This window comes from Pseudomonas sp. TE4620 (genome assembly GCF_056279045.1).
This window is the reverse complement of the sequence record NZ_JBWBQO010000001.1, coordinates 2,413,065-2,437,258: the sequence shown is the minus strand read 5'-3', so window position 1 is coordinate 2,437,258 and position 24,194 is coordinate 2,413,065. Positions and strand designations below refer to the sequence as shown.

The 24,194-nt window shown below is 63.0% G+C and carries 18 protein-coding genes; 14 read left to right on the top strand and 4 right to left on the bottom strand.

Features of this window, described 5'->3' with window-relative positions; genetic code table 11:
• Nucleotides 1-19: 19 nt before the first annotated feature.
• A complete protein-coding gene (locus ACZ9A3_RS11490; RefSeq protein ID WP_045198460.1) occupies nucleotides 20-889 on the bottom strand; it encodes a MurR/RpiR family transcriptional regulator in 870 nt (289 codons plus the stop codon).
• A 150-nt stretch (nucleotides 890-1,039) separates the two neighbouring features.
• Between ACZ9A3_RS11490 and ACZ9A3_RS11485 the strand changes: the two genes are divergently transcribed.
• The 8 genes from ACZ9A3_RS11485 (at nucleotide 1,040) to ACZ9A3_RS11450 (ending at nucleotide 14,868) form a co-directional block, all read left to right on the top strand.
• Nucleotides 1,040-2,065 carry an Ldh family oxidoreductase gene (locus ACZ9A3_RS11485; protein ID WP_195884262.1) on the top strand — a complete coding sequence of 342 codons (1,026 nt, stop codon included), beginning with the start codon at nucleotides 1,040-1,042 and terminating at the stop codon, nucleotides 2,063-2,065.
• A 131-nt stretch (nucleotides 2,066-2,196) separates the two neighbouring features.
• The gene (locus ACZ9A3_RS11480; RefSeq protein ID WP_476252618.1) at nucleotides 2,197-3,393 is read left to right on the top strand and encodes an amino acid aminotransferase; all 1,197 of its coding nucleotides are present in this window, start codon (nucleotides 2,197-2,199) and stop codon (nucleotides 3,391-3,393) included.
• A 217-nt stretch (nucleotides 3,394-3,610) separates the two neighbouring features.
• Nucleotides 3,611-4,888 (top strand): serine/threonine transporter, encoded by a 1,278-nt coding sequence (locus tag ACZ9A3_RS11475; protein WP_045198247.1) that lies wholly within the window; start codon nucleotides 3,611-3,613, stop codon nucleotides 4,886-4,888.
• A 159-nt stretch (nucleotides 4,889-5,047) separates the two neighbouring features.
• Nucleotides 5,048-5,548 carry a thiol peroxidase gene (gene tpx, locus ACZ9A3_RS11470; protein ID WP_258593646.1) on the top strand — a complete coding sequence of 167 codons (501 nt, stop codon included), beginning with the start codon at nucleotides 5,048-5,050 and terminating at the stop codon, nucleotides 5,546-5,548.
• Between the two features lie 234 nt (nucleotides 5,549-5,782).
• Nucleotides 5,783-7,066 carry an MdtA/MuxA family multidrug efflux RND transporter periplasmic adaptor subunit gene (locus ACZ9A3_RS11465; RefSeq protein WP_093382181.1) on the top strand — a complete coding sequence of 428 codons (1,284 nt, stop codon included), beginning with the start codon at nucleotides 5,783-5,785 and terminating at the stop codon, nucleotides 7,064-7,066.
• Nucleotides 7,063-10,158, top strand: coding sequence for an MdtB/MuxB family multidrug efflux RND transporter permease subunit (locus tag ACZ9A3_RS11460; protein WP_045198253.1), 3,096 nt, complete (start codon nucleotides 7,063-7,065; stop codon nucleotides 10,156-10,158). Before ACZ9A3_RS11465 ends, ACZ9A3_RS11460 begins: the two co-directional genes overlap by 4 nt.
• Nucleotides 10,159-10,279: 121 nt before the next feature.
• Nucleotides 10,280-13,387 (top strand): efflux RND transporter permease subunit, encoded by a 3,108-nt coding sequence (locus ACZ9A3_RS11455; RefSeq protein WP_213604318.1) that lies wholly within the window; start codon nucleotides 10,280-10,282, stop codon nucleotides 13,385-13,387.
• Nucleotides 13,384-14,868: an efflux transporter outer membrane subunit gene (locus ACZ9A3_RS11450; protein WP_093382187.1), complete on the top strand. Its 1,485-nt coding sequence runs from the start codon at nucleotides 13,384-13,386 to the stop codon at nucleotides 14,866-14,868. The genes ACZ9A3_RS11455 and ACZ9A3_RS11450 overlap by 4 nt, the downstream gene beginning before the upstream one ends.
• 91 nt (nucleotides 14,869-14,959) lie before the next feature.
• Here ACZ9A3_RS11450 and srmL read toward each other — a convergent pair whose 3' ends face one another.
• Nucleotides 14,960-16,096 (bottom strand): PheS-related mystery ligase SrmL, encoded by a 1,137-nt coding sequence (srmL, locus tag ACZ9A3_RS11445; protein WP_258715073.1) that lies wholly within the window; start codon nucleotides 16,094-16,096, stop codon nucleotides 14,960-14,962.
• Between the two features lie 452 nt (nucleotides 16,097-16,548).
• On the opposite strand from srmL, the gene ACZ9A3_RS11440 reads away from it, so the two are divergent.
• From ACZ9A3_RS11440 to ACZ9A3_RS11430, 3 genes are all read left to right on the top strand, one after another.
• Nucleotides 16,549-16,932: a CgnE/CgnB domain-containing protein gene (locus tag ACZ9A3_RS11440; protein WP_476252617.1), complete on the top strand. Its 384-nt coding sequence runs from the start codon at nucleotides 16,549-16,551 to the stop codon at nucleotides 16,930-16,932.
• Nucleotides 16,844-17,485 carry a CgnE/CgnB domain-containing protein gene (locus ACZ9A3_RS11435; RefSeq protein WP_476253326.1) on the top strand — a complete coding sequence of 214 codons (642 nt, stop codon included), beginning with the start codon at nucleotides 16,844-16,846 and terminating at the stop codon, nucleotides 17,483-17,485. Before ACZ9A3_RS11440 ends, ACZ9A3_RS11435 begins: the two co-directional genes overlap by 89 nt.
• A 207-nt stretch (nucleotides 17,486-17,692) precedes the next feature.
• Nucleotides 17,693-19,777 carry a putative bifunctional diguanylate cyclase/phosphodiesterase gene (locus tag ACZ9A3_RS11430; protein WP_093382198.1) on the top strand — a complete coding sequence of 695 codons (2,085 nt, stop codon included), beginning with the start codon at nucleotides 17,693-17,695 and terminating at the stop codon, nucleotides 19,775-19,777.
• Here ACZ9A3_RS11430 and ACZ9A3_RS11425 read toward each other — a convergent pair whose 3' ends face one another.
• Entirely contained in the window at nucleotides 19,778-20,038 is a 261-nt protein-coding gene (locus ACZ9A3_RS11425; RefSeq protein WP_045198261.1) for a DUF1652 domain-containing protein, read from the bottom strand.
• Between the two features lie 308 nt (nucleotides 20,039-20,346).
• Here ACZ9A3_RS11425 and ACZ9A3_RS11420 point away from each other — a divergent pair, with 308 nt between their 5' ends.
• Nucleotides 20,347-21,603 carry a pyridoxal phosphate-dependent aminotransferase gene (locus tag ACZ9A3_RS11420; protein ID WP_213604322.1) on the top strand — a complete coding sequence of 419 codons (1,257 nt, stop codon included), beginning with the start codon at nucleotides 20,347-20,349 and terminating at the stop codon, nucleotides 21,601-21,603.
• Here the strand turns inward: ACZ9A3_RS11420 and ACZ9A3_RS11415 are convergent.
• The gene (locus tag ACZ9A3_RS11415; RefSeq protein ID WP_123566602.1) at nucleotides 21,529-22,176 is read right to left on the bottom strand and encodes a DUF1345 domain-containing protein; all 648 of its coding nucleotides are present in this window, start codon (nucleotides 22,174-22,176) and stop codon (nucleotides 21,529-21,531) included. The two genes, ACZ9A3_RS11420 and ACZ9A3_RS11415, sit on opposite strands and share 75 nt — an antisense overlap.
• Nucleotides 22,177-22,306: 130 nt before the next feature.
• Here ACZ9A3_RS11415 and ACZ9A3_RS11410 point away from each other — a divergent pair, with 130 nt between their 5' ends.
• Complete coding sequence (locus ACZ9A3_RS11410) at nucleotides 22,307-23,098, top strand: hypothetical protein (protein WP_476252616.1); 792 nt, start codon at nucleotides 22,307-22,309, stop codon at nucleotides 23,096-23,098.
• A 181-nt stretch (nucleotides 23,099-23,279) separates the two neighbouring features.
• Nucleotides 23,280-24,194, top strand: coding sequence for a site-specific integrase (locus tag ACZ9A3_RS11405; RefSeq protein ID WP_476252615.1), 915 nt, complete (start codon nucleotides 23,280-23,282; stop codon nucleotides 24,192-24,194).

The window sequence follows — 24,194 nt, the reverse complement described above, 5'->3', positions numbered from 1 at the left end:
GTTGTTGTTTGCACTCTTGCTATTGTTTGCTCGTTGACGTGTAGCCAACGAATTCGTTGTGTAGAGCTGCAGTTGCTTCCAAGCGTTTTTCAACATCCGGTCCTAGCTTCTTGCAGACCTCGTTGACCATCAGGTGTACCCACGACAGCATCGTCGCGGTGGACTCCCAGAACAGATTGAATTCGGTGGGGATGCGAAACACCTCACTGGCGTTGGCATCGGCCCAGTCACAAAAAGTGTCGGTCACCAGGGTGACGGCAATGCCCGCGGCATGCGCCTTGCGGCACAGGTTCAGGGCATGGCGGGAATAGCGGCGGGCCTCGAACACCACCAGGGCGCAGTCGGCCGGGTCACTGAGCAGCACTTCGCCAAAATGCCCGGCACTGCCATCGACCACCTGCACGCCGTCGCGCAGGTATTGCAGCAAGTGCGCCATGCACTGGGCGATGCCGCGCTCGGTCTGAAAACCGGCGATAAACACCTTGCGCCGCTGCGCCAGGCGCTGGCTGACGGTATTCCAGGCCGGGGTGCGGCTGTATTCGTAAACCCGCACCAGGGCGCCAACCTCCTGCTCCAGGCTGCGTGCCAGGCCGGCGGCATCCTGGCCATGGCGTTGGCGAAATTCTTGCAGGCGATCACCGACCAGCCACGGGCCTTCGCCGAGGTCGTCTTTAAGATCGTGTTTGAGGGCCTTGAGGTGCTCGTAACCCAGCGAGCGGCAGAAGCGCCCGACACTCGACTCGCTGACGCCGATTTTCGCCGCCAGGCTTGCGGAGGTTTCGAACGGCAGGTCGGTGAGGTGGGCGAGCATGTAGCTGGCGATCTTGCGCCCCGACGCCGCTGCGTTGTGCAGGCTGTGTTCCAGGCGCTGTTTGATCGGTTGGCTCACAGGGCGATACTCGAAGGCGGTGGCACGTGGAAACAGAAAATGAATGTTTTCTGTCATCAAGTCAACATTTGACAGTTTGCTGTCACTGGAGGAAAGTCTGGCCATTGCCCATCGCTGTCGCCCATTCCAAATCCAATAAGGGAGCTTCAGATGTCCGCACGTCCCGACACTGCTGTCGCGCAGATCGCCTTTGCCGACCTGCAGGCCTTGTTGCAGCGTATTTTCGTCCGCCATGGTTGCAGCGCAGCGGTCGCCCAGGCCCTGGCCTTCAACTGCGCCAGCGCCCAGCGCGATGGCGCTCACAGCCACGGTGTGTTCCGTATTCCCGGTTATGTCTCGACCCTGGAAAGTGGTTGGGTCGATGGCCAGGCCGTACCCGCTGTCGAAGACCTCGCCAGCGGTTATGTGCGCGTCGATGCCAAGGGCGGCTTTGCCCAGCCGGCGCTGGCCGCGGCTCGCGAGCTATTGGTGGCCAAGGCCCGCAGCGCCGGCATCGCCGTGCTGGCGATCCATAATTCGCACCATTTCGCCGCCCTCTGGCCGGATGTCGAACCTTTTGCCGATGAAGGCCTGGTGGCCCTGAGCGTGGTCAACAGCATGACCTGCGTGGTGCCCCATGGCGCCCGGCAACCGCTGTTTGGCACCAACCCGATTGCCTTTGCCGCGCCGTGCGCCGGCAGCGACCCGATCGTCTTCGACATGGCCACCAGCGCCATGGCCCATGGCGACGTGCAGATCGCCGCGCGCAAGGGCGAACGGCTGCCCGAAGGCATGGGCGTAGACAATAAAGGCGAACCGACCTGCGACCCGCAGGCGATTCTCGATGGCGGCGCGCTGCTGCCGTTTGGCGGGCACAAGGGCTCGGCGCTGTCGATGATGGTCGAACTGCTGGCGGCGGCGCTGACCGGCGGCAACTTCTCGTTCGAGTTCGACTGGTCGCAACACCCAGGCGCGAAAACGCCCTGGACCGGGCAGTTGATCATCGTCATCGACCCGGCCCGCTCAGTAGGTAACCGTTTTGCTGAACGCAGCCGCGAGCTGGTGCGGCAGATGCAGGCGGTGGGCCTGCAGCGCATGCCGGGTGAGCGGCGTTTTCGCGAGCGCGAGCAGTCGGCGAAGGAGGGCGTGACCCTGACAGTGGCGGAGCTTGAGCAGCTACAGGGCCTGGCGGGGTAGGGCAGCCAGCCGATTACCGTGCATACATGCATAAATCAGTTGCACCAAGGGTAATGTTCCTCGGCCGCCAGTACAGGTATCCTCGACACAGCTTTTAGTCCGAACTGTCCTGACCCAAGGAGCTGTGCGCTGTGTTCAAACATGTCGATGCCTATGCCGGCGATCCGATTCTCTCCCTGATGGAGACCTTCAAGGCCGATCCGCGCGGCGCCAAGGTCAACCTGAGCATCGGCCTGTATTATGATGCCGCAGGCGTGGTGCCACAGCTGGCCGCGGTGCGCGAAGCCGAGCAGCGCTTTGCCGCCCAGCCTCACGAAGCCTCGATGTACCTGCCGATGGAAGGCCTGAACAGCTACCGCCAGGCGATCCAGGCGCTGTTGTTCGGTGCCGGCCACCCGGCGGTCGAGGCCGGTCGTGTGGCCACCGTACAGACCGTCGGCGGCTCCGGCGCGCTGAAAGTCGGTGCCGACTTCCTCAAGCGCTACTTCCCCGAGTCGCAGGTGTGGGTCAGTGATCCGACCTGGGACAACCACCGGGCGATCTTTGAAGGCGCAGGTTTCAAGGTCAACACCTACCCGTACTTCGACCCGGCCAGCCGCGGCGTCGACTTCGACGGCATGCTTGGCAGCCTCAACGGCCTGCCGGCCAACAGCATCGTCCTGCTCCACCCGTGCTGCCACAACCCCACCGGCGTCGACCTGAGCCAGGCGCAGTGGCAGCAAGTGATCGAAGTGCTCAAGGCGCGCAACCTGATCCCGTTCCTCGACATCGCCTACCAGGGCTTTGGCGAAGGCCTGGACGCAGACGCCTACGCCATCCGTGAAGTGGCCCGCGCCGGTGTGCCGTGCCTGGTGAGCAACTCGTTCTCGAAAATCTTCTCGCTGTATGGCGAGCGGGTTGGCGGCCTGTCGGTGGTCTGTGACGACAGCGATACTGCACAAAGCGTGCTCGGCCAGCTCAAGGCCACCGTGCGCCGCAACTACTCCAGCCCGCCAAGCTTTGGTGCCCAGCTGGTGGCCGCGGTGCTCGGTGATGCTGAGCTCAATGCCCAGTGGGAGGCGGAAGTGGAGAAGATGCGCCTGCGTATCCTCGACATGCGCCAGGCCCTGGTCGATACCCTGGCCGAGCTGCTGCCGGGCCAGGACTTCCAGTTCTTCCTGCGCCAGCGCGGCATGTTCAGCTACACCGGCTTTAGCGTCGAGCAGGTGCGTCGCCTGCGTGACGAGTTCGGTGTGTACCTGATCGACAGCGGCCGGGTGTGCATGGCCGGCCTGCGTCCGGACAACCTGCAGCAGGTGGCCAAGGCGTTCGCTGCAGTTCAAAGGTAACTGGCACTTCCAGCTTCAAGCTGCGAGTGGGTACAACCTTTCTTGCAGCTTGAAGCTGATAGCTTGCAGCTTCGGTGCAACCACTCCTCGGCCAGGGCTTTGCAAGTGCAACCAATCGGCGCACAATCGCGCCCCTCTTTGTATGGTCAAGAGGGGCGAAGCGTCTGTTTAGCCACTCCTGGCCCTGTTGCAGTCTTGCGAGTGGAGTTGCACCCGGATGAATGAGCAGGCCCCAAGCGTTGAACAACGCTTCGAATCGACCCCCGCCGCCCTCGGCAGCTGGGCCCGTCAGGACACCACCTGGATGCTGGGCCTGTTTGGCACAGCGATCGGCGCCGGGACCCTGTTCCTGCCGATCAACGCCGGCCTCGGCGGCTTCTGGCCGCTGCTGATCCTGGCGCTGCTGGCGTTCCCGATGACCTTCTACGCCCACCGCGGCCTGACCCGCTTCGTGCTCTCCGGGCGCGACGGCGCCGACATCACCGACGTGGTCGAAGAGCATTTCGGCCTGAGTGCCGGTGCCCTGATCACCTTGCTGTACTTTTTCGCCATCTTCCCGATCCTGCTGATCTACAGCGTGGCCCTGACCAACACCGTCGGCAGCTTCATGGAGCACCAGCTGCACATCGAGCCGCCACCGCGCGCGCTGCTGTCGTTCGTGCTGATCCTCGGCCTGCTGGCCATCGTGCGCTGCGGCGAGCAGGCCACGGTCAAGGTCATGAGCTGGCTGGTCTATCCGTTCATCGTCGCCCTGGCGTTCCTCGCGGTGTTCCTGATTCCGCACTGGAGTGGCGGTATCCTCAGCACCGCCACTGAAATGCCTTCGGGCTCGGCGTTCCTGCATACCCTGTGGCTGGCGATTCCGGTGATGGTCTTCTCGTTCAACCATTCGCCGATCATCTCGGCCTTTGCCGTTGACCAGAAGCGCCGTTATGGCGCGCATGCCGATGAGCGCAGCGGGCAGATCCTGTGCCGCGCCCACCTGCTGATGGTGGCCATGGTGATGTTCTTCGTGTTCAGTTGTGTACTGACCCTGACCCCGGCGCAACTGGCCGAAGCCAAGGCGCAGAACCTGTCGATCCTGTCGTACCTGGCCAACCATTTCAGCAACCCGACCATCGCCTTCGCCGCGCCGCTGATTGCCTTCATCGCCATCGCCAAGTCGTTCCTGGGCCACTACATCGGTGCCAGCGAAGGCCTCAAAGGCCTGGTGCTGAAGACCGGCAAGCGCCCGGGCGCCAAGGCCCTGGACCGCATGACCGCAGCCTTCATGCTGATCATCTGCTGGATCGTCGCCACCCTCAACCCGAGCATCCTCGGCATGATCGAGACCCTCGGCGGCCCGGTGATCGCCGCGATCCTGTTCCTGATGCCGATGTACGCCATCCGCAAGGTGCCGGCGATGAGCAAGTACCGCGGGCAGATGTCCAACGTCTTCGTCGTCGCCGTGGGCCTGGTGGCCATCTCGGCGCTGGTGTACTCGCTGCTGAGCTGAAATGCCTGATTCGGGAGCCGGCAATCGGCTCCCGGACAACTAAAGATTGTCCACAAAAGTTGTCTGGCAATTCAACAATTTAACATTCGCCCATAGGTAGACGGGCACTTTCATGGTTAACTCTGGTCCTTTAATCACCCCCGCATAAGGACTTCGTTCATGGCTAAAGTGACTCTTAAAGGCAACCCGGTTCAGGTCAAAGGCGAACTGCCGAAAGTCGGCGCCCAGGCACCTGCGTTTTCTCTGGTTGGTGCAGGCCTTGCCGACGTGACCCTGGCTTCCCTGGCCGGCAAGCGCAAAGTGCTGAACATCTTTCCAAGCGTCGACACCCCGACCTGCGCCACTTCGGTTCGCAAGTTCAACGCCCAGGCCAACGAGCTGAACAACACCGTCGTCCTGTGCATCTCCGCCGACCTGCCGTTCGCTCAAGCGCGCTTCTGCGGTGCTGAAGGCCTGGAGAACGTGCAGAACCTGTCGCTGCTGCGCGGCCGTGAGTTCTTCGGCAACTACGGTGTTGAAATCGCCGACGGCCCGCTGGCCGGCCTGACTGCCCGCGCCGTGGTAGTGCTGGACGAGAACGACAAGGTGCTGCACAGCGAGCTGGTTGGCGAAATCGCCGAAGAGCCGAATTATGAGGCTGCCCTGGCTGTTCTGAAGTAACAGTGACAGCCGATCGCGGGGCAAGCCCGCTCCTACACCATCCCTGTAGGAGCGGGCTTGCCCCGCGAAGAATTGCGAAGAGATGTAACGGCCTGGCCCTCGTCCAGGCCGTTTTTATTTATAGTTCATTACGTTAGCTACGTAAGCTCAAGGTAAAGTGCCGGTAAAGGCGCTTTGCTTATCTGTCTGCAGTGCTTATCGTTCAGCCTCCTGAAAAGAATTCTTTCCCGCACAATGGTCGATCAACCGATGCTTTCTCGTTCCCGTTCCTCCCGTCGCTGGCTTGTCGGCCTGCTGATCCTGCTGCTGGTCGCCGGCCTGTGCTGGTGGCTGTGGCCGTCGCCGGCGGCGCACAAGGCAGGTGCCGCGCCGGGCGGCAAGGGCGGGCGGCCGGGTTTTGGCGCGTTCGGCGGGCCAGTACCGGTACGGGTCGAGCCGGCCACGGTTGGCGACTTCCCGGTATACCTCAAGGCCCTGGGCACGGTGACCGCGACCAACACGGTGAATGTGCGCAGCCGGGTCGGCGGCGAACTGGTCAAGGTCAACTTCCAGGAAGGCCAGAAGGTCAAGGCCGGCGACCTGCTGGCCGAGATCGACCCGCGCAGCTACCAGATCGCTCTGCAACAGGCCGAAGGCACTCTGGCGCAGAACCAGGCGCAACTGAAAAACGCCCAGATCGACCTGCAGCGTTATAAAGGCCTGTTCGCCGAAGACAGCATCGCCAAGCAGACCCTCGATACCCAGGAGGCACTGGTCGGCCAGTACCAGGGCACGATCAAGACCAACCAGGCGGCGGTAGGCGACGCCAAGCTCAACCTCGACTTCACCCGCATCCGCGCGCCGATCAGCGGCCGTCTGGGCCTGCGCCAGCTGGACGTCGGCAACCTGGTGGCGGCCAACGACACCACCGCGCTGGTGGTCATCACCCAGACCCAGCCAATCACCGTGGCCTTCACCTTGCCGGAAACAGAGCTGAACACGGTGCTGGCGCGCTACCGCAGCGGCGCGCAGTTGCCGGTCGAGGCCTGGGACCGCAGCGACAGCAAGCAACAGGCGGCCGGCGTGCTGCGCAGCCTCGACAACCAGATCGACACCACCACCGGCACCCTGAAGTTCAAGGCCTTCTTCGAAAACCAGGACGAAGCGCTGTTCCCCAATCAGTTCGTCAACGTGCGCCTGCTCGCCGATACCCTCAAGGGTGTGGTGATGGCGCCGTCGGCGGCGATCCAGTTCGGCACCGACGGCTCGTTCGTCTATGTCATGGAAGGCGACAACAAGGTACGCATCCGCAAGCTCACGCTGGGCGCCAGCGATGGTGATCTCACCGTGGTCAACGAAGGCCTGGCCAAGGGCGAGCGGGTGGTGCTCGAAGGCACCGACCGCTTGCGTGATGGCAGCGAGGTCGAAGTAGTCAACGACAGCGCCGAAGTGCCGGTCACCCCTGGCCAGCACCTGCAGGGCCAGGACAAGAAAGAAGCCTCCGCCGCTGACAGCGCACAGGGCAAGGCCGGCGCATGAACCTCTCGCGGCTGTTCATCCTGCGCCCGGTGGCGACCACCCTGAGCATGCTGGCCATCGTCCTGGCCGGCCTGATCGCCTACAAGATGCTGCCGGTGGCGGCGCTGCCCCAGGTCGATTACCCGACCATCCGGGTGATGACCCTGTACCCCGGCGCCAGCCCCCAGGTGATGACCAGCGCGGTCACTGCGCCGCTTGAGCGCCAGTTCGGGCAGATGCCCGGGCTGACCCAGATGGCCTCGACCAGCTCCGGTGGCGCCTCGGTGCTGACCCTGCGCTTCAGCCTGGACATGAACATGGACGTTGCCGAGCAACAGGTGCAGGCGGCGATCAACGCAGCCAGCAACCTGCTGCCCAGCGACCTGCCGGCGCCACCGGTGTACAACAAGGTCAACCCGGCCGACACGCCGGTGCTGACCCTGGCGATTTCGTCGAAAACCATGCCGCTGCCCAAGCTCAACGACCTGGTCGACACCCGCGTGGCGCAAAAAATCGCCCAGATCGGCGGCGTCGGCATGGTCAGCATCGCCGGCGGCCAACGCCAGGCGGTGCGGATCAAGGTCAACCCCGACGCCCTGGCCTCGGCCGGGCTCAACCTGGCCGACGTGCGCACCTTGATCGGCGCTTCCAACGTCAACCAGCCCAAAGGCAACTTCGATGGCCCGACGCGGGTGTCGATGCTCGACGCCAACGACCAGCTGCGTTCGCCCGAGGAATACGCCAACCTGATTCTCGCCTACAACAACGGCGCGCCGCTGCGCCTCAAGGATGTCGCCGAGATCGTCGACGGCGCCGAAAACGAGCGCCTGGCGGCCTGGGCCAACCAGAACCAGGCGGTGCTGCTGAACATCCAGCGCCAGCCCGGGGCCAACGTCATCGAGGTGGTCGACCGGATCAAGGCGATGCTGCCGTCGATCACCGACAACCTGCCGGCGGGCCTGGATGTCAGCGTGCTCACCGACCGCACCCAGACCATCCGCGCCTCGGTCAAGGACGTGCAGCACGAGCTGCTGATCGCCATCGCCCTGGTGGTCATGGTCACCTTCATCTTTTTGCGCCGCTTCAGCGCCACCATCATCCCCTCGGTGGCTGTGCCGCTGTCGCTGATCGGCACCTTTGCGGTCATGCACCTGGCCGGGTTCTCGATCAACAACCTGACCCTGATGGCCCTGACCATCGCCACCGGCTTTGTGGTCGACGATGCCATCGTCATGCTGGAGAACATCTCGCGGCATATCGAAGAGGGCGAGACGCCGATGCAGGCGGCGCTCAAAGGCGCGCGGCAGATCGGCTTCACCCTGGTTTCGCTGACCTTCTCGCTGATTGCGGTACTGATCCCGCTGCTGTTCATGGCCGATGTGGTCGGCCGGCTGTTTCGCGAATTCGCCATCACCCTGGCGGTGGCGATCCTGATTTCCCTGGTGGTGTCGCTGACCCTGACGCCGATGATGTGCGCGCGCTTGCTCAAGCGCGAACCGAAGGAGGAAGAGCAGGGGCGTTTCTACCGTGCCAGCGGCGCCTGGATCGACTGGATGATCGACTACTACGGCCGTGGCCTGCAGTGGGTGCTCCGCCACCAGCCGCTGACCCTGCTGGTGGCCGTGGCGACCCTGGGCCTGACCGTGCTGCTGTACCTGGTGGTGCCCAAGGGCTTCTTCCCGGTGCAGGACACCGGGGTGATCCAGGGTATTTCCGAGGCGCCGCAGTCGGTGTCGTTCAGCGCCATGAGCCAGCGCCAGCAGCAGCTCAGCGCGGTGATCCTCAAGGACCCGGCGGTGCAGAGCCTGTCGTCGTACATCGGCGTCGATGGCGACAACGCCACGCTTAACAGTGGTCGCCTGCTGATCAACCTCAAGCCCCATGGCGAGCGTGACCTCACCGCAGCCCAGGTGATTGCCCGCCTGCAACCGGAGGTCGACAAGCTGGTCGGCATCCGCCTGTTCATGCAGCCGGTGCAGGATTTGAGCATCGAAGACCGGGTCAGCCGCACTCAGTACCAGTTCAGCCTGTCCTCGCCGGATGCCGAGCTGCTGGCGCAGTGGAGCGCCAAGCTGGTCGATGCCCTGCAGCAACGCCCGGAACTCACCGATGTCGCCAGCGACCTGCAGGACAAGGGCCTGCAGGTATTCCTGGTGATCGACCGCGACGCCGCCAGCCGCCTGGGCATCAACGTCGCCGACATCACCAACGCCCTCTACGATGCCTTCGGTCAGCGGCAGATCTCGACCATCTACACCCAGGCCAGCCAGTACCGCGTGGTGCTGCAGGCCGAGGCGGCGTCGAGCATCGGCCCGCAGGTGCTCGAGCAGATTCACGTCAAGGCTGCCGACGGCGGCCAGGTGCGGCTGTCGAGCCTGGCGCGCATCGAGCAGCGCCAGGCGCAACTGGCGATTGCCCATATCGGCCAGTTCCCGGCGGTGATGATGTCGTTCAACCTCGGTGACGGCGTCGCCCTCGGCGAGGCGGTCAAGGTCATCGAGCAGGTGCAGCAGGACATCGGCATGCCGGTGGGCGTGCAAACCCGCTTCCAGGGCGCGGCCGAAGCCTTCCAGGCCTCGCTGTCGAGCACCTTGCTGCTGATCCTGGCGGCGGTGGTGACCATGTATATCGTGCTTGGCGTGCTCTACGAGAGCTACATCCACCCGGTGACCATCCTCTCGACCCTGCCGTCGGCGGCGGTGGGCGCCTTGCTGGCGTTGATCCTCTCCGGTAACGACCTGGGCATGATCGCCATCATCGGCATCATTTTGCTCATCGGTATCGTCAAGAAGAACGCGATCATGATGATCGACTTCGCCCTGGAGGCCGAGCGCAACCAGGGCATGGCCCCGGAAGCGGCCATCTACCAGGCCGCGCTGCTGCGCTTCCGGCCGATCCTGATGACCACGTTGGCGGCACTGTTCGGCGCCATCCCGCTGATGCTCGCCAGCGGCTCCGGCGCCGAGCTGCGCCAGCCCCTGGGCCTGGTGATGGTTGGCGGGCTGCTGGTCAGCCAGGTGCTGACGCTGTTCACTACGCCTGTCATCTATTTGTACTTTGATCGGTTGTCGAGGCGCCTTCGCTCCCGTGGCCTGACTGGAGACTTGGTGTGATCGGGGCCAGCTACAAGCTGCAAGCTACAAGCTGCAAGCGGTCCGGTGTTCGATCTGTGGATCGAAGGTCACCTCAAGTTGCTTGCAGCTTGCAGCTTGCAGCTTGCAACTGGAGCCGCCCATGAACCTCTCAGCTCCGTTCATCGCCCGCCCAGTGGCGACCATGCTGCTGAGCCTGGCGATCATGCTGCTTGGCGGTGTCAGCTTCGGCCTGTTGCCGGTGGCGCCGCTGCCGCAGATCGAGTTCCCGGTGATCGTGGTCCAGGCCAACCTGCCGGGCGCCAGCCCCGAGGTCATGGCCTCGACCGTGGCCACGCCGCTGGAGCGCTCGATGGGCGCGATCTCCGGGGTGACCACCCTTACCAGCAGCTCGAGCCAGGGCTCGACGCGGGTGATCCTCGGTTTCGACCAGGGCCGCGACATCGACGCCGCCGCGCGCGAGGTGCAGGCGGCGATCAATGCCTCGCGCAACTTGCTGCCCAGCGGCATGCGCAGCATGCCCACCTACAAGAAATACAACCCGTCCCAGGCGCCGATCATGGTCCTGGCGCTGACCTCAAGCGTGCTGCAGAAGGGCCAGTTGTACGACCTGGCCTCGACCATCCTGTCCCAGAGCCTGTCGCAGGTGCCGGGGGTCGGCGAAGTGCAGATCGGCGGCAGTTCGCTGCCGGCGGTGCGGGTCGAGCTCGAGCCGCACTTGCTCAACCAGTACGGCGTGTCCCTGGACGACGTGCGCCAGACCATCGCCAACGCCAACCAGCGCCGGCCCAAGGGCTTTGTCGAAGACAGCCAGCGCAACTGGCAGGTGCAGGCCAACGACCAGCTGGAGAAAGCCAAGGACTACGAGCCGCTGGTGATTCGCTACCAGGATGGCGCGGTGCTGCGCCTGAGCCATGTGGCCAAGGTCAGCGACGCGGTGGAGAACCGCTACAACAGTGGTTTCTTCAATGACCAGGACGCGGTGCTGCTGGTGATCAACCGCCAGACCGGCGCCAACATCATCGAGACCGTGAACAAAATCAAGGAGCAGTTGCCGGCCCTGGAGTCGCTGATGCCGGCCAGCGTCAAGCTGGACGTGGCCATGGATCGCTCGCCGGTGATCAAGGCGACCCTCAAGGAAGCCGAGCACACCCTGATCATCGCCGTGGTGCTGGTGGTGCTGGTGGTGTTCCTGTTTCTCGGCAACCTGCGCGCCTCGCTGATCCCGACCCTGGCGGTGCCGGTGTCGCTGGTCGGCACCTTCGCGGCCATGTACCTGTGCGGCTTTTCTCTGAACAACCTGTCGCTGATGGCGCTGATTCTTGCCACCGGCCTGGTGGTGGATGACGCCATCGTGGTGCTGGAGAACATCTCCCGGCATATCGACGAAGGCGTACCGCCGATGCGCGCGGCGTACATGGGTTCCAAGGAGGTGGGCTTCACCTTGCTGTCGATGAACCTGTCGCTGGTGGTGGTGTTCGTCTCGATCCTGTTCATGGGCGGCATCGTCGGCTCGCTGTTTCGCGAGTTCTCGATCACCCTGGCAGTGGCGATCCTGGTCTCCCTGCTGGTGTCGCTGACGCTGACGCCGATGCTCTGCGCACGTTGGCTCAAGCCCCACGCCGAGGGGCAACAGACCCGCCTGCAACGCTGGAGCGAGCAGCTCAACCAGCGCATGATGGCCGGCTACGGGCGCAGCCTTGACTGGGTCATGCGCCACCGGCGCCTGACCCTGTTGAGCCTGCTGGTGACCATCGCGGTCAACATCGCCCTGTACGTGGTGGTGCCCAAGACCTTTTTGCCGCAGCAGGACACCGGCCAGCTGATGGGCTTTGTCCGCGGCGACGACGGTCTGTCGTTCCAGGTCATGCAGCCGAAGATGGAGATCTTCCGCCGCGCCTTGCTGGCCGACCCGGCAGTGGAAAGCGTTGCCGGTTTCATCGGTGGCAACAGCGGCACCAACAACGCCATGGTACTGGTGCGCCTCAAACCGATCAGCGAGCGCAAGGTCTCGGCGCAGAAGATCATCGAGCGCCTGCGCAAAGAGATGCCCAAGGTGCCCGGCGGGCGGCTGTTCCTGATGGCCGACCAGGACTTGCAGTTCGGCGGCGGTCGCGACCAGAGCAGCTCGCAGTTCCTCTACACCCTGCAAAGCAGCGAGCTCTCGGCCCTGCGCGAGTGGTACCCGAAGGTGGTCGCGGCGCTCAAGAGCCTGCCGGAACTGACCGCCATCGACGCCCGCGAAGGCGGCGGTACCCAGCAGATCACCCTGGTGGTCGACCGCGAACAGGCCAAGCGCCTGGGCATCGACATGAGCATGGTCACCTCGGTGCTCAACAATGCCTACAGTCAGCGGCAGATCTCGACCATCTACGACAGCCTCAACCAGTACCAGGTGGTGATGGAGATCAACCCCAAATATGCCCAGGACCCGCGCACCCTCGAGCAGGTCCAGGTGATCACCGCCGATGGCGCGCGGGTACCGCTGTCCACCTTCGCCCATTACCAGAACAGCCTGGCCGATGATCGCGTCAGCCACGAAGGCCAGTTTGCCTCCGAGAGCATCAACTTCGACATTGCCGAAGGCTACAGCCAGGACCAGGCTTTGGCCGCGGTGGAGCGGGCAGTGGCCAAGGTCGGCCTGCCCGAGGACGTGATCGCCAAGCTCGGCGGTACCGGCGATGCCTTCGCCGAAAGCCAGAAGGGCCAGCCGTTCATGATCCTCGGCGCCTTGCTGGCGGTGTACCTGGTGCTGGGCATTCTCTACGAAAGCTACATTCACCCGCTGACCATCCTCTCGACCCTGCCATCGGCCGGGGTAGGGGCCTTGCTGACCTTGTATGTGGTCGGCAGCGAGTTCAGCCTGATCTCCCTGCTGGGCCTGTTCCTGCTGATTGGCGTGGTGAAGAAGAACGCGATCATGATGATCGACCTGGCCCTGCAGCTGGAGCGCCACGAGCACCTGAGCCCGGAGGAGTCGATCCGCCGTGCCTGCCTGTTGCGCCTGCGGCCGATCCTGATGACCACCCTGGCGGCCATCCTCGGCGCCTTGCCGCTGCTGCTCAGCCACGCCGAAGGCGCCGAGATGCGCCAGCCGCTGGGCCTGACCATCATCGGCGGGCTGGTCTTCAGCCAGATCCTCACGCTTTACACCACCCCGGTGGTCTACCTCTATCTGGACCGCCTGCGCCATCGCTTCAACCGCTGGCGCGGCGTGCGTACCGACGCTGCTTTGGAAACCCCGCTATGACCCGACGTCCGCTTCTTTCCGACCGTTCGCTGCAGCCGTTGCTGGCTGCCCGCGGCTCGCGCCTGCTGGCCTCGGCCCTGTGCCTGGGGATGCTCAGCGCCTGTACCCTGAGCCCGGACTACCACCGGCCCGAAACCCCGGCGCCGGTGGCCTTCAAGCACGCCGAAGGCTGGACCCAGGCCAACCCCTCGGACGCCATCGCCCGCGGCGCCTGGTGGGAGCTGTACGGCGACGCCCAGCTCAACGGCCTGGTCGAGCAGCTCAACGCCGGCAACCAGACCGTCGCCCAGTACGAAGCCCAGTACCGCCAGGCCCAGGCCCTGGTGCGTAGCGCCCGCGGCGCACTGTTCCCAAGCCTCGATTTGTCGGCCGGCAAAACCCGCTCAAGCCAGGGCACCGGCAGCTCGAGTTCGAGCCTGAGCAACAACAGCAGCGGCATCCGCAACACCTACAACACCCAGCTGGGGGTGAGCTGGGAGGCCGACCTGTGGGGCAAACTGCGTGACGGCCTGGCCGCCAACCAGGCCAGCGCCGAGGCCAGCCTCGCCGACATGGCGGCGATCCGCCTGAGCCTGCAGTCGGAACTGGTGCAGAACTACCTGCAACTGCGGGTGATCGACGAGCAGAAGCGCTTGCTCGAGGCCACCGTCGAGGCCTATGAGCGTTCGCTGAAAATGACCGAGAACCAGTACCGTGCCGGGGTCTCGGGCAAGGACGCCGTGGCCCAGGCGCAGACCCAGCTGAAAAGCACCCAGGCCGACCTGATCGACCTGGTGTGGCAGCGCGCGCAGCTGGAAAACGCCATTGCCGTGCTGCTCGGCAAGGCCCCGGCCGAGTTCGCCCTGGCCGACAGCAAGGACATCCCGGCCCTGCCGCAAGTGCCGCTGGCCTTGCCTTCGCAACTGCTGGAGCGCCGCCCGGACATCGCCAAGGCCGAGCGTAACGTGATGTCGGCCAACGCCAGCATCGGCGTGGCCCGCGCCGCCTACTTCCCGGACCTGACCCTGAGCATGAGCGGCGGCTACAGCAGTAGCAGCTTCAGCGACTGGATCAGCCTGCCGAACCGCTTCTGGTCGGTTGGCCCGCAACTGGCCATGACCCTGTTCGACGCCGGCCAGCGCGCGGCAGAAGTCGACCGCAGCGAAGCGGTCTACGACCAGACCGTGGCCCAGTACCGGCAGACCGTGCTCGACGGCTTCAAGGAAGTGGAAAACTACCTGGTACAGCTCAAGGTCTATGAAGACGAAGCGCGGGTGCGCAGCGAAGCCCTGGCCTCGGCCCGCGAATCCCTGCGTCTGACCAACAACCAGTACAAGGCCGGGCTGATCGCCTACCTGGACGTGGTCAACGTGCAGACCACCGCCCTGAGCAACGAGCGCAGCGTGCTCAACCTGCTGCAGGGGCGGTTGGTGGCGAGCGTGCAGTTGATCGCGGCGCTGGGTGGGGGCTGGGAGGCGCAGGCGGCGTTTGCCGAGCAGTAAAGCGCGAGCACTCAGCCAGAAGGCTTCAGCTGAAATACTGCTGGGGGCCTGAGCCGCCCTGCAATTACGCTTGGCTCGCAACAAAACTCGCTCAATGGTTCATCCGGTATCCGCCGCCGGGTGTACCTTCATGCAGCGCCGCCTGAATGCGTTCGTAAAGCGCATTGGCCTCTTCGGTTGCGATAGATCGTGAGCTGTCCCGTAGCACTACGCTGAGTAATACGTTTTCTTGCCCCGGCAACAGGCCGAGACGATCGATTGCCTGAGTTGGCAAGTCGCTTGCCGCCCAGCGTCCTTTTATTTGCATTTCTTCGATCCAGTTTGCCCTGTCCGCAGCAGCCACCAGCATTTTTTCAGTGAGCTCTTCTTCACTTTGGCCGGGCGATACGGCAAGGGAAATATCACGCGTGATGGAAGGCAGGCGGGAGACGGGGCTCCAGGGAAGAAGGTCGTGCATCTGCGCTTGCACGCGGGGATGCTCGTCTCTGAGCAGTCGTATATCGGGAATCCCTTTACGCAGCATGGTCAGGCGATCCAGGCCCATGCCCAGTGCCAGTCCGCCATGTTGATTCGGGTCGATACCCAGGCGTTGAAGAAGCGATGTGGCAATGCATCCGCATTCAAGCACTTCTACTGGCTGTTCTTCTGCAAGAAGGTTCACCTCGATTCCGCCTTCGGTGTAGTGATGCGGACTGTCGCTGTAAATCCAGGCCATGTCCGGCACCGCAATGTGAAGGATATCGCGGACCAGTCGCAGGAGTTCGGTTCGGGATGACAGGGCAGGTTCGCCGAGGACCCAAATGTCCATCTGATGGGGTTCTGCGCAATGCCAGCGATCGCGCGTGTCGCGCCGGAAGGTAATGCCGGGCGCAGCAATCATGATGAGTTCTTCAGGGCCCCGGCATCTCGCTGCGGCCTGCAGCGCTGCGGGAATCTGGCTGGTGGTCTGAGTTCGCAACAAGGTCAATTCATCTACCCAGCGAGTGTGCGCACTACCAAGCGTTATTTCGTCAGGGCTGTATCCCAGCAAGCCGTAGTTTTCCTCTGCGGTCACGACCCTGGGCCCGGTAACAAGTTGAGCCTCTGGCCATCCTTTGTGGCGCAGGCCTGAAATTATTTCCTGCTGCAGCAAATGAATTGCGTGAGAAGGCGATGACTTTTCCGATAGGTCTTTTAGTTCTAAAGAATATTTTAGTTTTTCTGTCGGAATTGTACGGTTTGTAGGCATGCGCTGTAGTTCCTGGGCTAAGGGTGGCGTGATGTTTAACTGTTTTTCATCGGGAGATCAAAAAACGTACTCTTGGTTTTTTTCTTCGGCAAGTGGTTATCGGAAAAAAGGAAGTTTCTTTCGGTGTTCGGCTACACGTGGCGTTGGGTGTTAAACGGCTGGGCAAACATCTGCTGGAAGGCGTAGTTGAAATTAATCTAAAGAAGTTGATGAAAATAATTGCATCGGCTTTATTGAAGGCCTAAGAATAGATCGCTCCTCATTTGGAGGGGTGCCATCGGAACTTACTGAAGGAGAATGCGATGAAAGCTACAACGTCCACGTTAAAACGCATGGTGCCGGGTCCTGACAATTTCGGCTGGGCACCACTTGCCTGGGCTCATGTTGAAGACTAAACCGTGAGTCATGGTAGAGAGGCGCGCCTCTCTACCATGAAACAAAGGAGGTGACAGATGTCTGCTGATCTATCCGGGTTTGACTGGGTTCGCAATGGCGAGGCAGTCATCGTTACCGACTCGTCTGAGCTTCAATCAATTTTGCAGCGGCGAGGGGGCGCCGCACAGAGCCTGCTGGAACTGGCCGAGTTGCCGCCAAGAAGCCTGGTGCTCTCGTTTTCGAAAGAGGCATCCAGGCATACCTTTGAAATTGCCGCGCACCGGGTCGGCAGGAAGTGCATTTTTTGTGCGTTGCATGTTTTTGAGGCGTCTGTGCAGCATGCGGAATATGCGATCAGGGCAATCGTTGGAAGTGATTTCAGTTCTTCGCTGGCTCAACAAGAAAAGCTCTTGGCCAAGCATCGACGATGCGAATGTTGTTGTTGTTTCAGGCGGCTTTAACACAGGGCAAGCATTGATCCATTCAGACGCTGTGCCTTACGCCATGATAAGGGATGATGCAGAAGGGGACTACATTCATTCTGTCGCTGAGTTTTTTGAGGTTCACTACGCTCATATGCAAGCGGAAGCGCCTTGCCCATTTAGTTTTACTGGGCAGTTGCAAGTGGCAGGAATGCTGAGTGTCATAAGGAATGAGGGCTGGGCGCTACGCTCCGAACTCAAGGGTGAACTCGAGGGTCTTGCTCGCTCGGTGGCTGAATGTGGTGCGATTCTGAAAGTTATGGACAATGCTATTGTATCTTTTTTAGTGGCGGGGGAAGAGTGTTCTGATTTATTGGCAGTTGCCGCAGGCAAAAGAGGTCTACAACTTACCGAGTTTGCTATCGGTGTGAATCAATCGATTGCTCGTTTTATCGACTATAAGCTCAACTCTCAGCTCAATGAAGGTGTCGAGGGCATTCATGTTGCCATTGGCGACGGAGCGTCTGGGTACCACATTGACCTGTTGGTTCCTGAGGTCGAGTTAGCGTTTTCCAGCAAATGTCAGCATTAAGGGCGAGACGGGCGCTGCGCAACCGTCTTTGGCCTTGAGTCACCCGCGTTAGTGAGGGAAATCCAAAGGTTATCCGCTGTCTTTTACTGGCTGGGTCTGGTTTTCCAACCCACCGAAAACTCCGTGCGTTTCGCCAAAGGTTGAGTACAATCATCGGCTTTTATCCGGGCCTCGCCAGTGCCCGGTCTACGGGTTGTGGAAGGCCTCATGCTGATCGGTAGTTACTCTTCGTCGCTGGTATTGATTTCGCTGTGTGTGGCCATCCTTGCTTCGTATACCGCCCTCGACCTCGCCGGGCGGATCAACACCGCCAAGGGCCGTGCGGTGTACCTGTGGATCGGTGGCGGGGCGCTGGCCATGGGCATCGGGATCTGGTCGATGCACTTTATCGGCATGCTCGCCCTGAATCTGCCGATCGAGCTCGGTTATGACATTACCCTGACCCTGCTGTCGCTGCTGATCGCCGGGCTGTCGTCGGGTTTCGCCCTGTGGCTGGTCAGCCAGCCGACCTTGCCGTGGCTGCAACTGGGCGCTGGCGCGTTGATCATGGGCACCGGCATCAGCAGCATGCACTACACCGGCATGGCCGCGCTGCGCATGACCCCGGGCATCGACTACGACCCCGCGCTGTTCAGCGCCTCGTTGCTGATCGCTGTCGGCGCTTCAGCAGCGGCGTTGTGGATCGCCTTCCGCCTGCGCCAGCAAACCCTTTACGTGCGCCACTTGCGTGGCGGCGCGGCGATCATCATGGGCGTGGCGATCGTCGGCATGCATTACACCGGCATGGCCGCGGCGAACTTCCCCGAAGGCAGTTACTGCGGCGCACTGGGCGGCGGCCTGAGCGGCAACGGCCTGGATTACCTGGTGCTTATCACCACCCTGGCGGTGCTGGCCGCAGCCTTGCTGACCTCGGTGCTGGATGCGCGCCTGGAAGCGCGCACCGCCGAGCTTGCCCGCTCGCTGACCCTGGCCAACCAGGAACTGACCCAACTGGCCCTGCACGACACCCTCACCAGCCTGCCCAACCGTACGCTGCTGGCCGACCGTATCGACCAGGCGATCAGCAAGGTGGCCGAGCAGGGCGGTTGTTTTGCGCTGATGTTCATCGACCTGGACGGCTTCAAGCCGGTCAACGATGCCTTCGGCCACCACATGGGCGACCAGTTGCTCAAGGAAGTCGCCCTGCGCCTGCGCGGCCACCTGCACAGCCAGGACACCCTGGCGCGGATCGGCGGCGATGAGTTCGTGCTGCTGGTCGAGCTGCAGGAAGCCGACGACGCCGTGGGCGTGGCGGCCAAGCAGGTCAACCTGATCTCGCGCAGCTTTCGCGTTGCTGAACAGAACCTGCAGATCTCGGCGAGTATCGGCATCGTCCTCTACCCGGGCAATGGCATCGACCAGCACGAACTGCTGCGCAACGCCGATGCGGCCATGTACCACGCCAAGAGCGCCGGCAAGAACGGCTACAGCTTCTTCGACGTGTCGATGAACAGCAACGCCCGCCTGCAACTGCAACTGCTGCAGGATTTGCGCGTGGCCCTGGAGCAGGGCCAGTTCCGCCTGTACTACCAGCCCAAGTTCGACGCCCTCGAGTGCCAGCCGATCGGCGCCGAGGCCTTGCTGCGCTGGGAACACCCGCAACATGGCCTGCTGCTGCCTGACCGGTTTATCATCCAGGCGGAGAAAACCGGCCTGATCATCCCCATCGGCGAATGGGTGCTGGACGAGGCCTGCCGGCAGATGCGCATCTGGATCGACCGGGGCCACAGCAACTGGCGCATCGCCGTTAACCTGTCGGCCATCCAGTTCTGCCACACCGGGCTGGTCGAGAGCGTTGCCAGGGTGCTGGCGCGTCATCAGTTGCCGGCCAACAGCCTGACCCTGGAAATCACCGAAACCACCGCCATGCGCGATGCCGACGCCAGCATGCAGGTGCTGCAGCGGCTTTCGGACATGGGTGTGGACCTGTCTATCGATGACTTCGGTACCGGCTATTCGAGCCTGATGTACTTGAAGCGCCTGCCGGCCAACGAATTGAAGATTGACCGCGGCTTCGTGCGAGACCTGGAGCAGGACAGCGACGACGCTGCCATCGTTTCGGCCATCGTCGCGCTGGGCCAGGCCCTGGGCTTGCGGATTGTCGCCGAAGGGGTCGAGACCGACCGCCAGCAGAGCTTCCTGACCCGCCTGGGATGTGACTCGTTGCAAGGTTATCTGCTCGGCCAGCCACAGCCGGCCGAGCGCTTCATTGCCGATATCGAGCGCGGGCGCGAGCCCCGGGTTGTCAGCTGATCAGCCGACCGCACGCAGGTTGCAGGACGGTTCGAAGGCGTCGAGTTCGGCCTCAACCGCTTCGATGATGCGCTCGACGTCCGCCGCGTGCATCAGCGTGGCGCAGGGAATGCCGGCAATCGCCAGCAGGGTTTCGCCGGTGGCCCGGTCGAACAGGCGCGCCACCATGCTGCGCGGGGCGTCCATGCTGGCCTCGAAGCCCAGCGGATGAAAATGCCAGCGCATCATCTGGCAGGCGTTGGGGAACGTCAGCTTGTTCATGCCGGCCTCCTTGTACGGTGAACCTCACGCAAGAATGGGCGGGTCGGTGCGACCCGGCGGGAAACCTAAACATAGCATTGATGGCGCCAGTGTCGGCCCAGGATGATGACGGTTTGTCGAGAGTTTGACCCAGCTCACGTTCCCCGGCAGGCGCGGCGACCACTTTGGTGTTGGCGGCAAACGTTTGCTGGCAATATTTCCCCGCCTGCTATGGCGCCGCTCTGCTATTTTTACCGACAGTCGGCTGGGATGCTTGCCTGGGAGTTTCAGACCAATGGCGCGTCCAGGTTCAGTCAAGGAGACCGTCCATGCGTTATTCCGCGCTCACCCAACGTATCGCCGGTGACGGTGCTGCTGCCTGGAACATCCACTACCGCGCCGTCGAACTGCAAGGCCAGGGCCGGGATATCATCCTGTTGTCGATTGGCGACCCGGACTTCGACACCCCGCAACCAATAGTCGACGCCGCCATCGACAGCCTGCGCGGTGGCCACACCCACTATTCCGATGTGCGCGGCAGCGAGGCCCTGCGCCGCGCCATCGCCGCCCATCACACCCGCCACAGCGGCCAGCCGGTCGACCCGCTGGAAGTGGTGGTGCTGGCCGGGGCGCAATGCGCGCTGTATGGCGTGGCCCAGTGCCTGTTCGACCCGGGCGACGAGGTGATCGTCGCCGAGCCCATGTATGTCACCTACGAAGCGGTGTTCGGTGCCTGCGCCGCAAGTCTGGTGCCGGTGCCGGTACGCCCCGAGCAGGGCTTCAGGGTCGACCCTGACGACATCGCCCGGCGTATTACCCCGCGCACCCGCGCCTTGCTGCTCAACAGCCCGCACAACCCCTCTGGCGCCAGCCTGCCCAAGGCTACCTGGCAGCGCTTGGCGCAACTGTGCATCGACCACGACCTGTGGCTGATTTCCGATGAGGTCTACAGCGAGTTGTTGTACGAGGGCGAGCATTTCAGCCCGGCCAGCCTGCCGGGCATGGCCGAACGCAGCGCGACCATCAATAGTCTGTCCAAGTCCCATGCCATGTCGGGCTGGCGGGTCGGCTGGGTGATCGGCCCGCAGCAGTTGACCGAGCACTTGAGCAACCTGGCGCTGTGCATGCTGTACGGCCTGCCGGATTTTATCCAGGACGCCGCCCAGGTGGCCCTGGAGCAAGACCTGCCCCAGGTGCGGCAGATGCGCGAGCGCTACCGCGAGCGGCGCGACCGGGTTTGCGCAAGCCTTGACGGCTGCCCGGGCATCCGCGTGCACAAGCCCGATGGCGGCATGTTCGTGATGATCGATATCCGCGAGACCGGCATTGGCGCCCAGGCCTTTGCCGAGCGTCTGCTGGAGGAGCATGGGGTGTCGGTGCTCGCTGGCGACGCCTTCGGCCCCAGCGCCGCCGGCCACCTGCGTTTTGGCCTGGTGCTCGACAGCGACCGTTTGGAGCAGGCCTGCCAGCGCATCGCCCGTTGCGCCATGCAGGTGCTTGAAGGCGTGCCGTCAGTTCAACAGGCCGGCGGCGATGTTGATGGTAAAGCCCAGAATCGCGGTGTTGAACACGAAACCCACCAATGAGTGGGCGAGGACGATACGGCGCATCTGCCGGTCGGCAACGCCCACGTCCGAGGTCTGCACGGCGACGTTGAGGGTGAACGAAAAGTAGTGGAAGTCCCAGTAGTCGGGGTTCAGCTCGCCATCGGCAAAGCGCAGCAAAGGCTCCTTGCTGCCGGCGGTGTAGAACAGCCTGGCGTAGTGCAGGCTGAAGATGGTGCCGATCATCAGCCAGGAGCCGGCAATGGTAAAGCCGGTGTAGGCGTAGTGCAGCAGTTGCGGGCCACCGGCAAGGCCGCGGCTGGCGGCCAGTTGCAGGGTCACTGCGGCAAGGCTGGCGATCGCTGCGATGCTGACGGTGAGCAGCACCAGGCCGGCGTTTTCATCTTCGACACAGGCCACTTCGCGTACCTTCTCGGGGCTTGCGCGCAGGGTCAGCCACAGCACCAGCAGCAGGTACAGCCAGACGCCGATGTTCCAGCCAGTGAGGATGTGCTGCACCAGATTGTCGGCGGGAATCAGCCAGCCGCCCAGGCAGCCGGCAACGGCAGAAAAACTCAGGCGCGGGTGGGTGCGGGTCAGTCGATGGAAAGCCATGGGGCCTCGGGGCAGGGGGTTCCTCGGCAACTGTAGCCCATCGTTGCCGCCTGCGGGCGCGGAAATGCTTGCTGGCGGGCGCGGCCTTGGGCATTCTTGCGCGCCTCGCTTGCTCATGGATGACGCCCCTTTGTTCGCCCCCTCTTTACGCCTCGCCGCGTGCGCCCTGGGCGCTGCGCTAGCGCTTGGCGGTTGCAGCCACGGTATCGAGTCGATGCCGCTGGAATTCACCTCGTTCACCTATCACGATGGCTCTTACTCCCTGCGCTTTCGCAGCGACGAAGAGATTATCAGCCTGTTCGAACGGCATACCGGCGACGGGCAGATCGGCGAGTGGTTTACCTGCGCCCTGGACGATGACCAGGATTTCACCGTTGGCCATGCGATGATCTACAGCCTGGTTGGCGGTGTCGATTTCGAGGGCATCTCCGAAATCAAGGGCTACAACTACGTGGTCAACGCGCATTTCTACAAGACCACCCCGGACCGCAGCACGCAGACCGAACTGCTCAAGCCGGCGATCCAGCGCCTGCTGGCGGACAAGGCGCATATCCCCTGCAAACTGAGCATTACCGCGTTTCTTTACGATGCCTACTATTCGAAAACCCTGCAGTTGCCGGTCGACCAGGTGCTCACCGAAGTGGCCCGGCACCGCGAGCGCCTGGTGCAGTGGCAGCCCGAGCCGATTGTCATCGGTCGTTCGCCCCTGGTGCCGCGGATCGAGCCGTTGCCGCTGTACAGCGACCGCCTGCAAATTATCGATAACGACACCGGCCGCCCACGCGGCTACGTGGCCTATGTGGTCAAGCGCAGTGACGGCTACCTGGAGCATGGCGAGACGGATTTCAACGGTTTGACCCATGAAGTCATGTCGCTGACCCGCGAAACCGTGAAGCTGTACCTGGATGACTCGGTGCCATGAAAATGCCCTCAATCGATTCCGGGGGCGACGATGAGGTACTATCGGGATTCTTGCCGTGGCTAAAAAGACTTGCCAATCAATGACCTGATTGTGATGCAGGTCAGTGGCCACGGTGTTGTCACGAGTCAGACTGGCCCGTTGCAGGCCCCTGACCTCAGCTGCGCTCTACAGGATTCCCGGTTTGTCCGATTCACTGCAAAACCCCTTGCTGCAATACCTCGCCCGCCTGGCGCCGTCCAGCCAGCTGACCATGAAGTACATCCTCCAGGATGCTGCCGACCGCCTGGGCTTCGAGGATTGCGACATCGCCGAGGTGCCCTGGCACCAGCTCGAGCCCGGGCATGTCACCGCCCTGGTGGCGGCCTTGCGCGCCGATGGCTATGCGCCGAACACCTCGTCGCTGTACGTCAACGCGGTACGCGGGGTAATGAACGAAGCCTGGCGCCTGAGCCTGATCAGCCAGGAGCAGTTGCTCAAGATCCGCACGGTCAAGCCGACCCAGGGCACGCGCCTGCCGGCCGGGCGCAACCTCAAGCGCAGCCTGATTCGCGAGCTGATGGACGCCTGCGCTGCCGACCCGCGCCCGCAGGGGTTGCGCGATGCGGCGGTGATCGCCTTGCTGTACGGCACCGGCATGCGCAAGTCCGAGTCGGTCAACCTGACCCTCAGCCAGGTTGACTTCAGCGAACGAAGCCTGCACGTGCTGGGCAAGGGTAACAAGCAACTGATCAAGTACGCGCCGCCCTGGGCGTTTGCAAAGCTCAACGCCTGGCTGGCGTTTCGCCGCGAGCAGTTGCCTGAAGGGCAGGCCGACGACGAGTTCCTGTTCAACCGTATCCGCCGTGGCAGCCACATCACCCGCGAGCGCATCACCAAGCACGCGATCTACTACATCGCCCGCCAGCGTGGCACCCAGGTCGGGGTAAAGATCATGCCCCACGATTTTCGCCGCTCGTTCATCACCCGGGTGATCGAAGAGCATGACCTGTCGATCGCGCAAAAGCTGGCCCACCACACCAACATCCAGACCACCGCCAACTACGACATGCGCGATGACAATGAGCGGCGGCGGGCGGTGGATCGCTACGATTACTGA

Bases quoted from the DNA above. Each gene is read 5' to 3' on its own strand.
- ACZ9A3_RS11415 (WP_123566602.1), bottom strand. From the start codon at position 22,176: ATGGCTTTCCATCGACTGACCCGCACCCACCCGCGCCTGAGTTTTTCT.
- ACZ9A3_RS11460 (WP_045198253.1), top strand. From the start codon at position 7,063: ATGAACCTCTCGCGGCTGTTCATCCTGCGCCCGGTGGCGACCACCCTG.
- ACZ9A3_RS11455 (WP_213604318.1), top strand. From the start codon at position 10,280: ATGAACCTCTCAGCTCCGTTCATCGCCCGCCCAGTGGCGACCATGCTG.
- srmL (WP_258715073.1), bottom strand. From the start codon at position 16,096: ATGCCTACAAACCGTACAATTCCGACAGAAAAACTAAAATATTCTTTA.
- ACZ9A3_RS11475 (WP_045198247.1), top strand. From the start codon at position 3,611: ATGAATGAGCAGGCCCCAAGCGTTGAACAACGCTTCGAATCGACCCCC.
- ACZ9A3_RS11440 (WP_476252617.1), top strand. From the start codon at position 16,549: ATGTCTGCTGATCTATCCGGGTTTGACTGGGTTCGCAATGGCGAGGCA.
- ACZ9A3_RS11430 (WP_093382198.1), top strand. From the start codon at position 17,693: ATGCTGATCGGTAGTTACTCTTCGTCGCTGGTATTGATTTCGCTGTGT.
- ACZ9A3_RS11485 (WP_195884262.1), top strand. From the start codon at position 1,040: ATGTCCGCACGTCCCGACACTGCTGTCGCGCAGATCGCCTTTGCCGAC.
- tpx (WP_258593646.1), top strand. From the start codon at position 5,048: ATGGCTAAAGTGACTCTTAAAGGCAACCCGGTTCAGGTCAAAGGCGAA.
- ACZ9A3_RS11425 (WP_045198261.1), bottom strand. From the start codon at position 20,038: ATGAACAAGCTGACGTTCCCCAACGCCTGCCAGATGATGCGCTGGCAT.
- ACZ9A3_RS11465 (WP_093382181.1), top strand. From the start codon at position 5,783: ATGGTCGATCAACCGATGCTTTCTCGTTCCCGTTCCTCCCGTCGCTGG.
- ACZ9A3_RS11450 (WP_093382187.1), top strand. From the start codon at position 13,384: ATGACCCGACGTCCGCTTCTTTCCGACCGTTCGCTGCAGCCGTTGCTG.
- ACZ9A3_RS11420 (WP_213604322.1), top strand. From the start codon at position 20,347: ATGCGTTATTCCGCGCTCACCCAACGTATCGCCGGTGACGGTGCTGCT.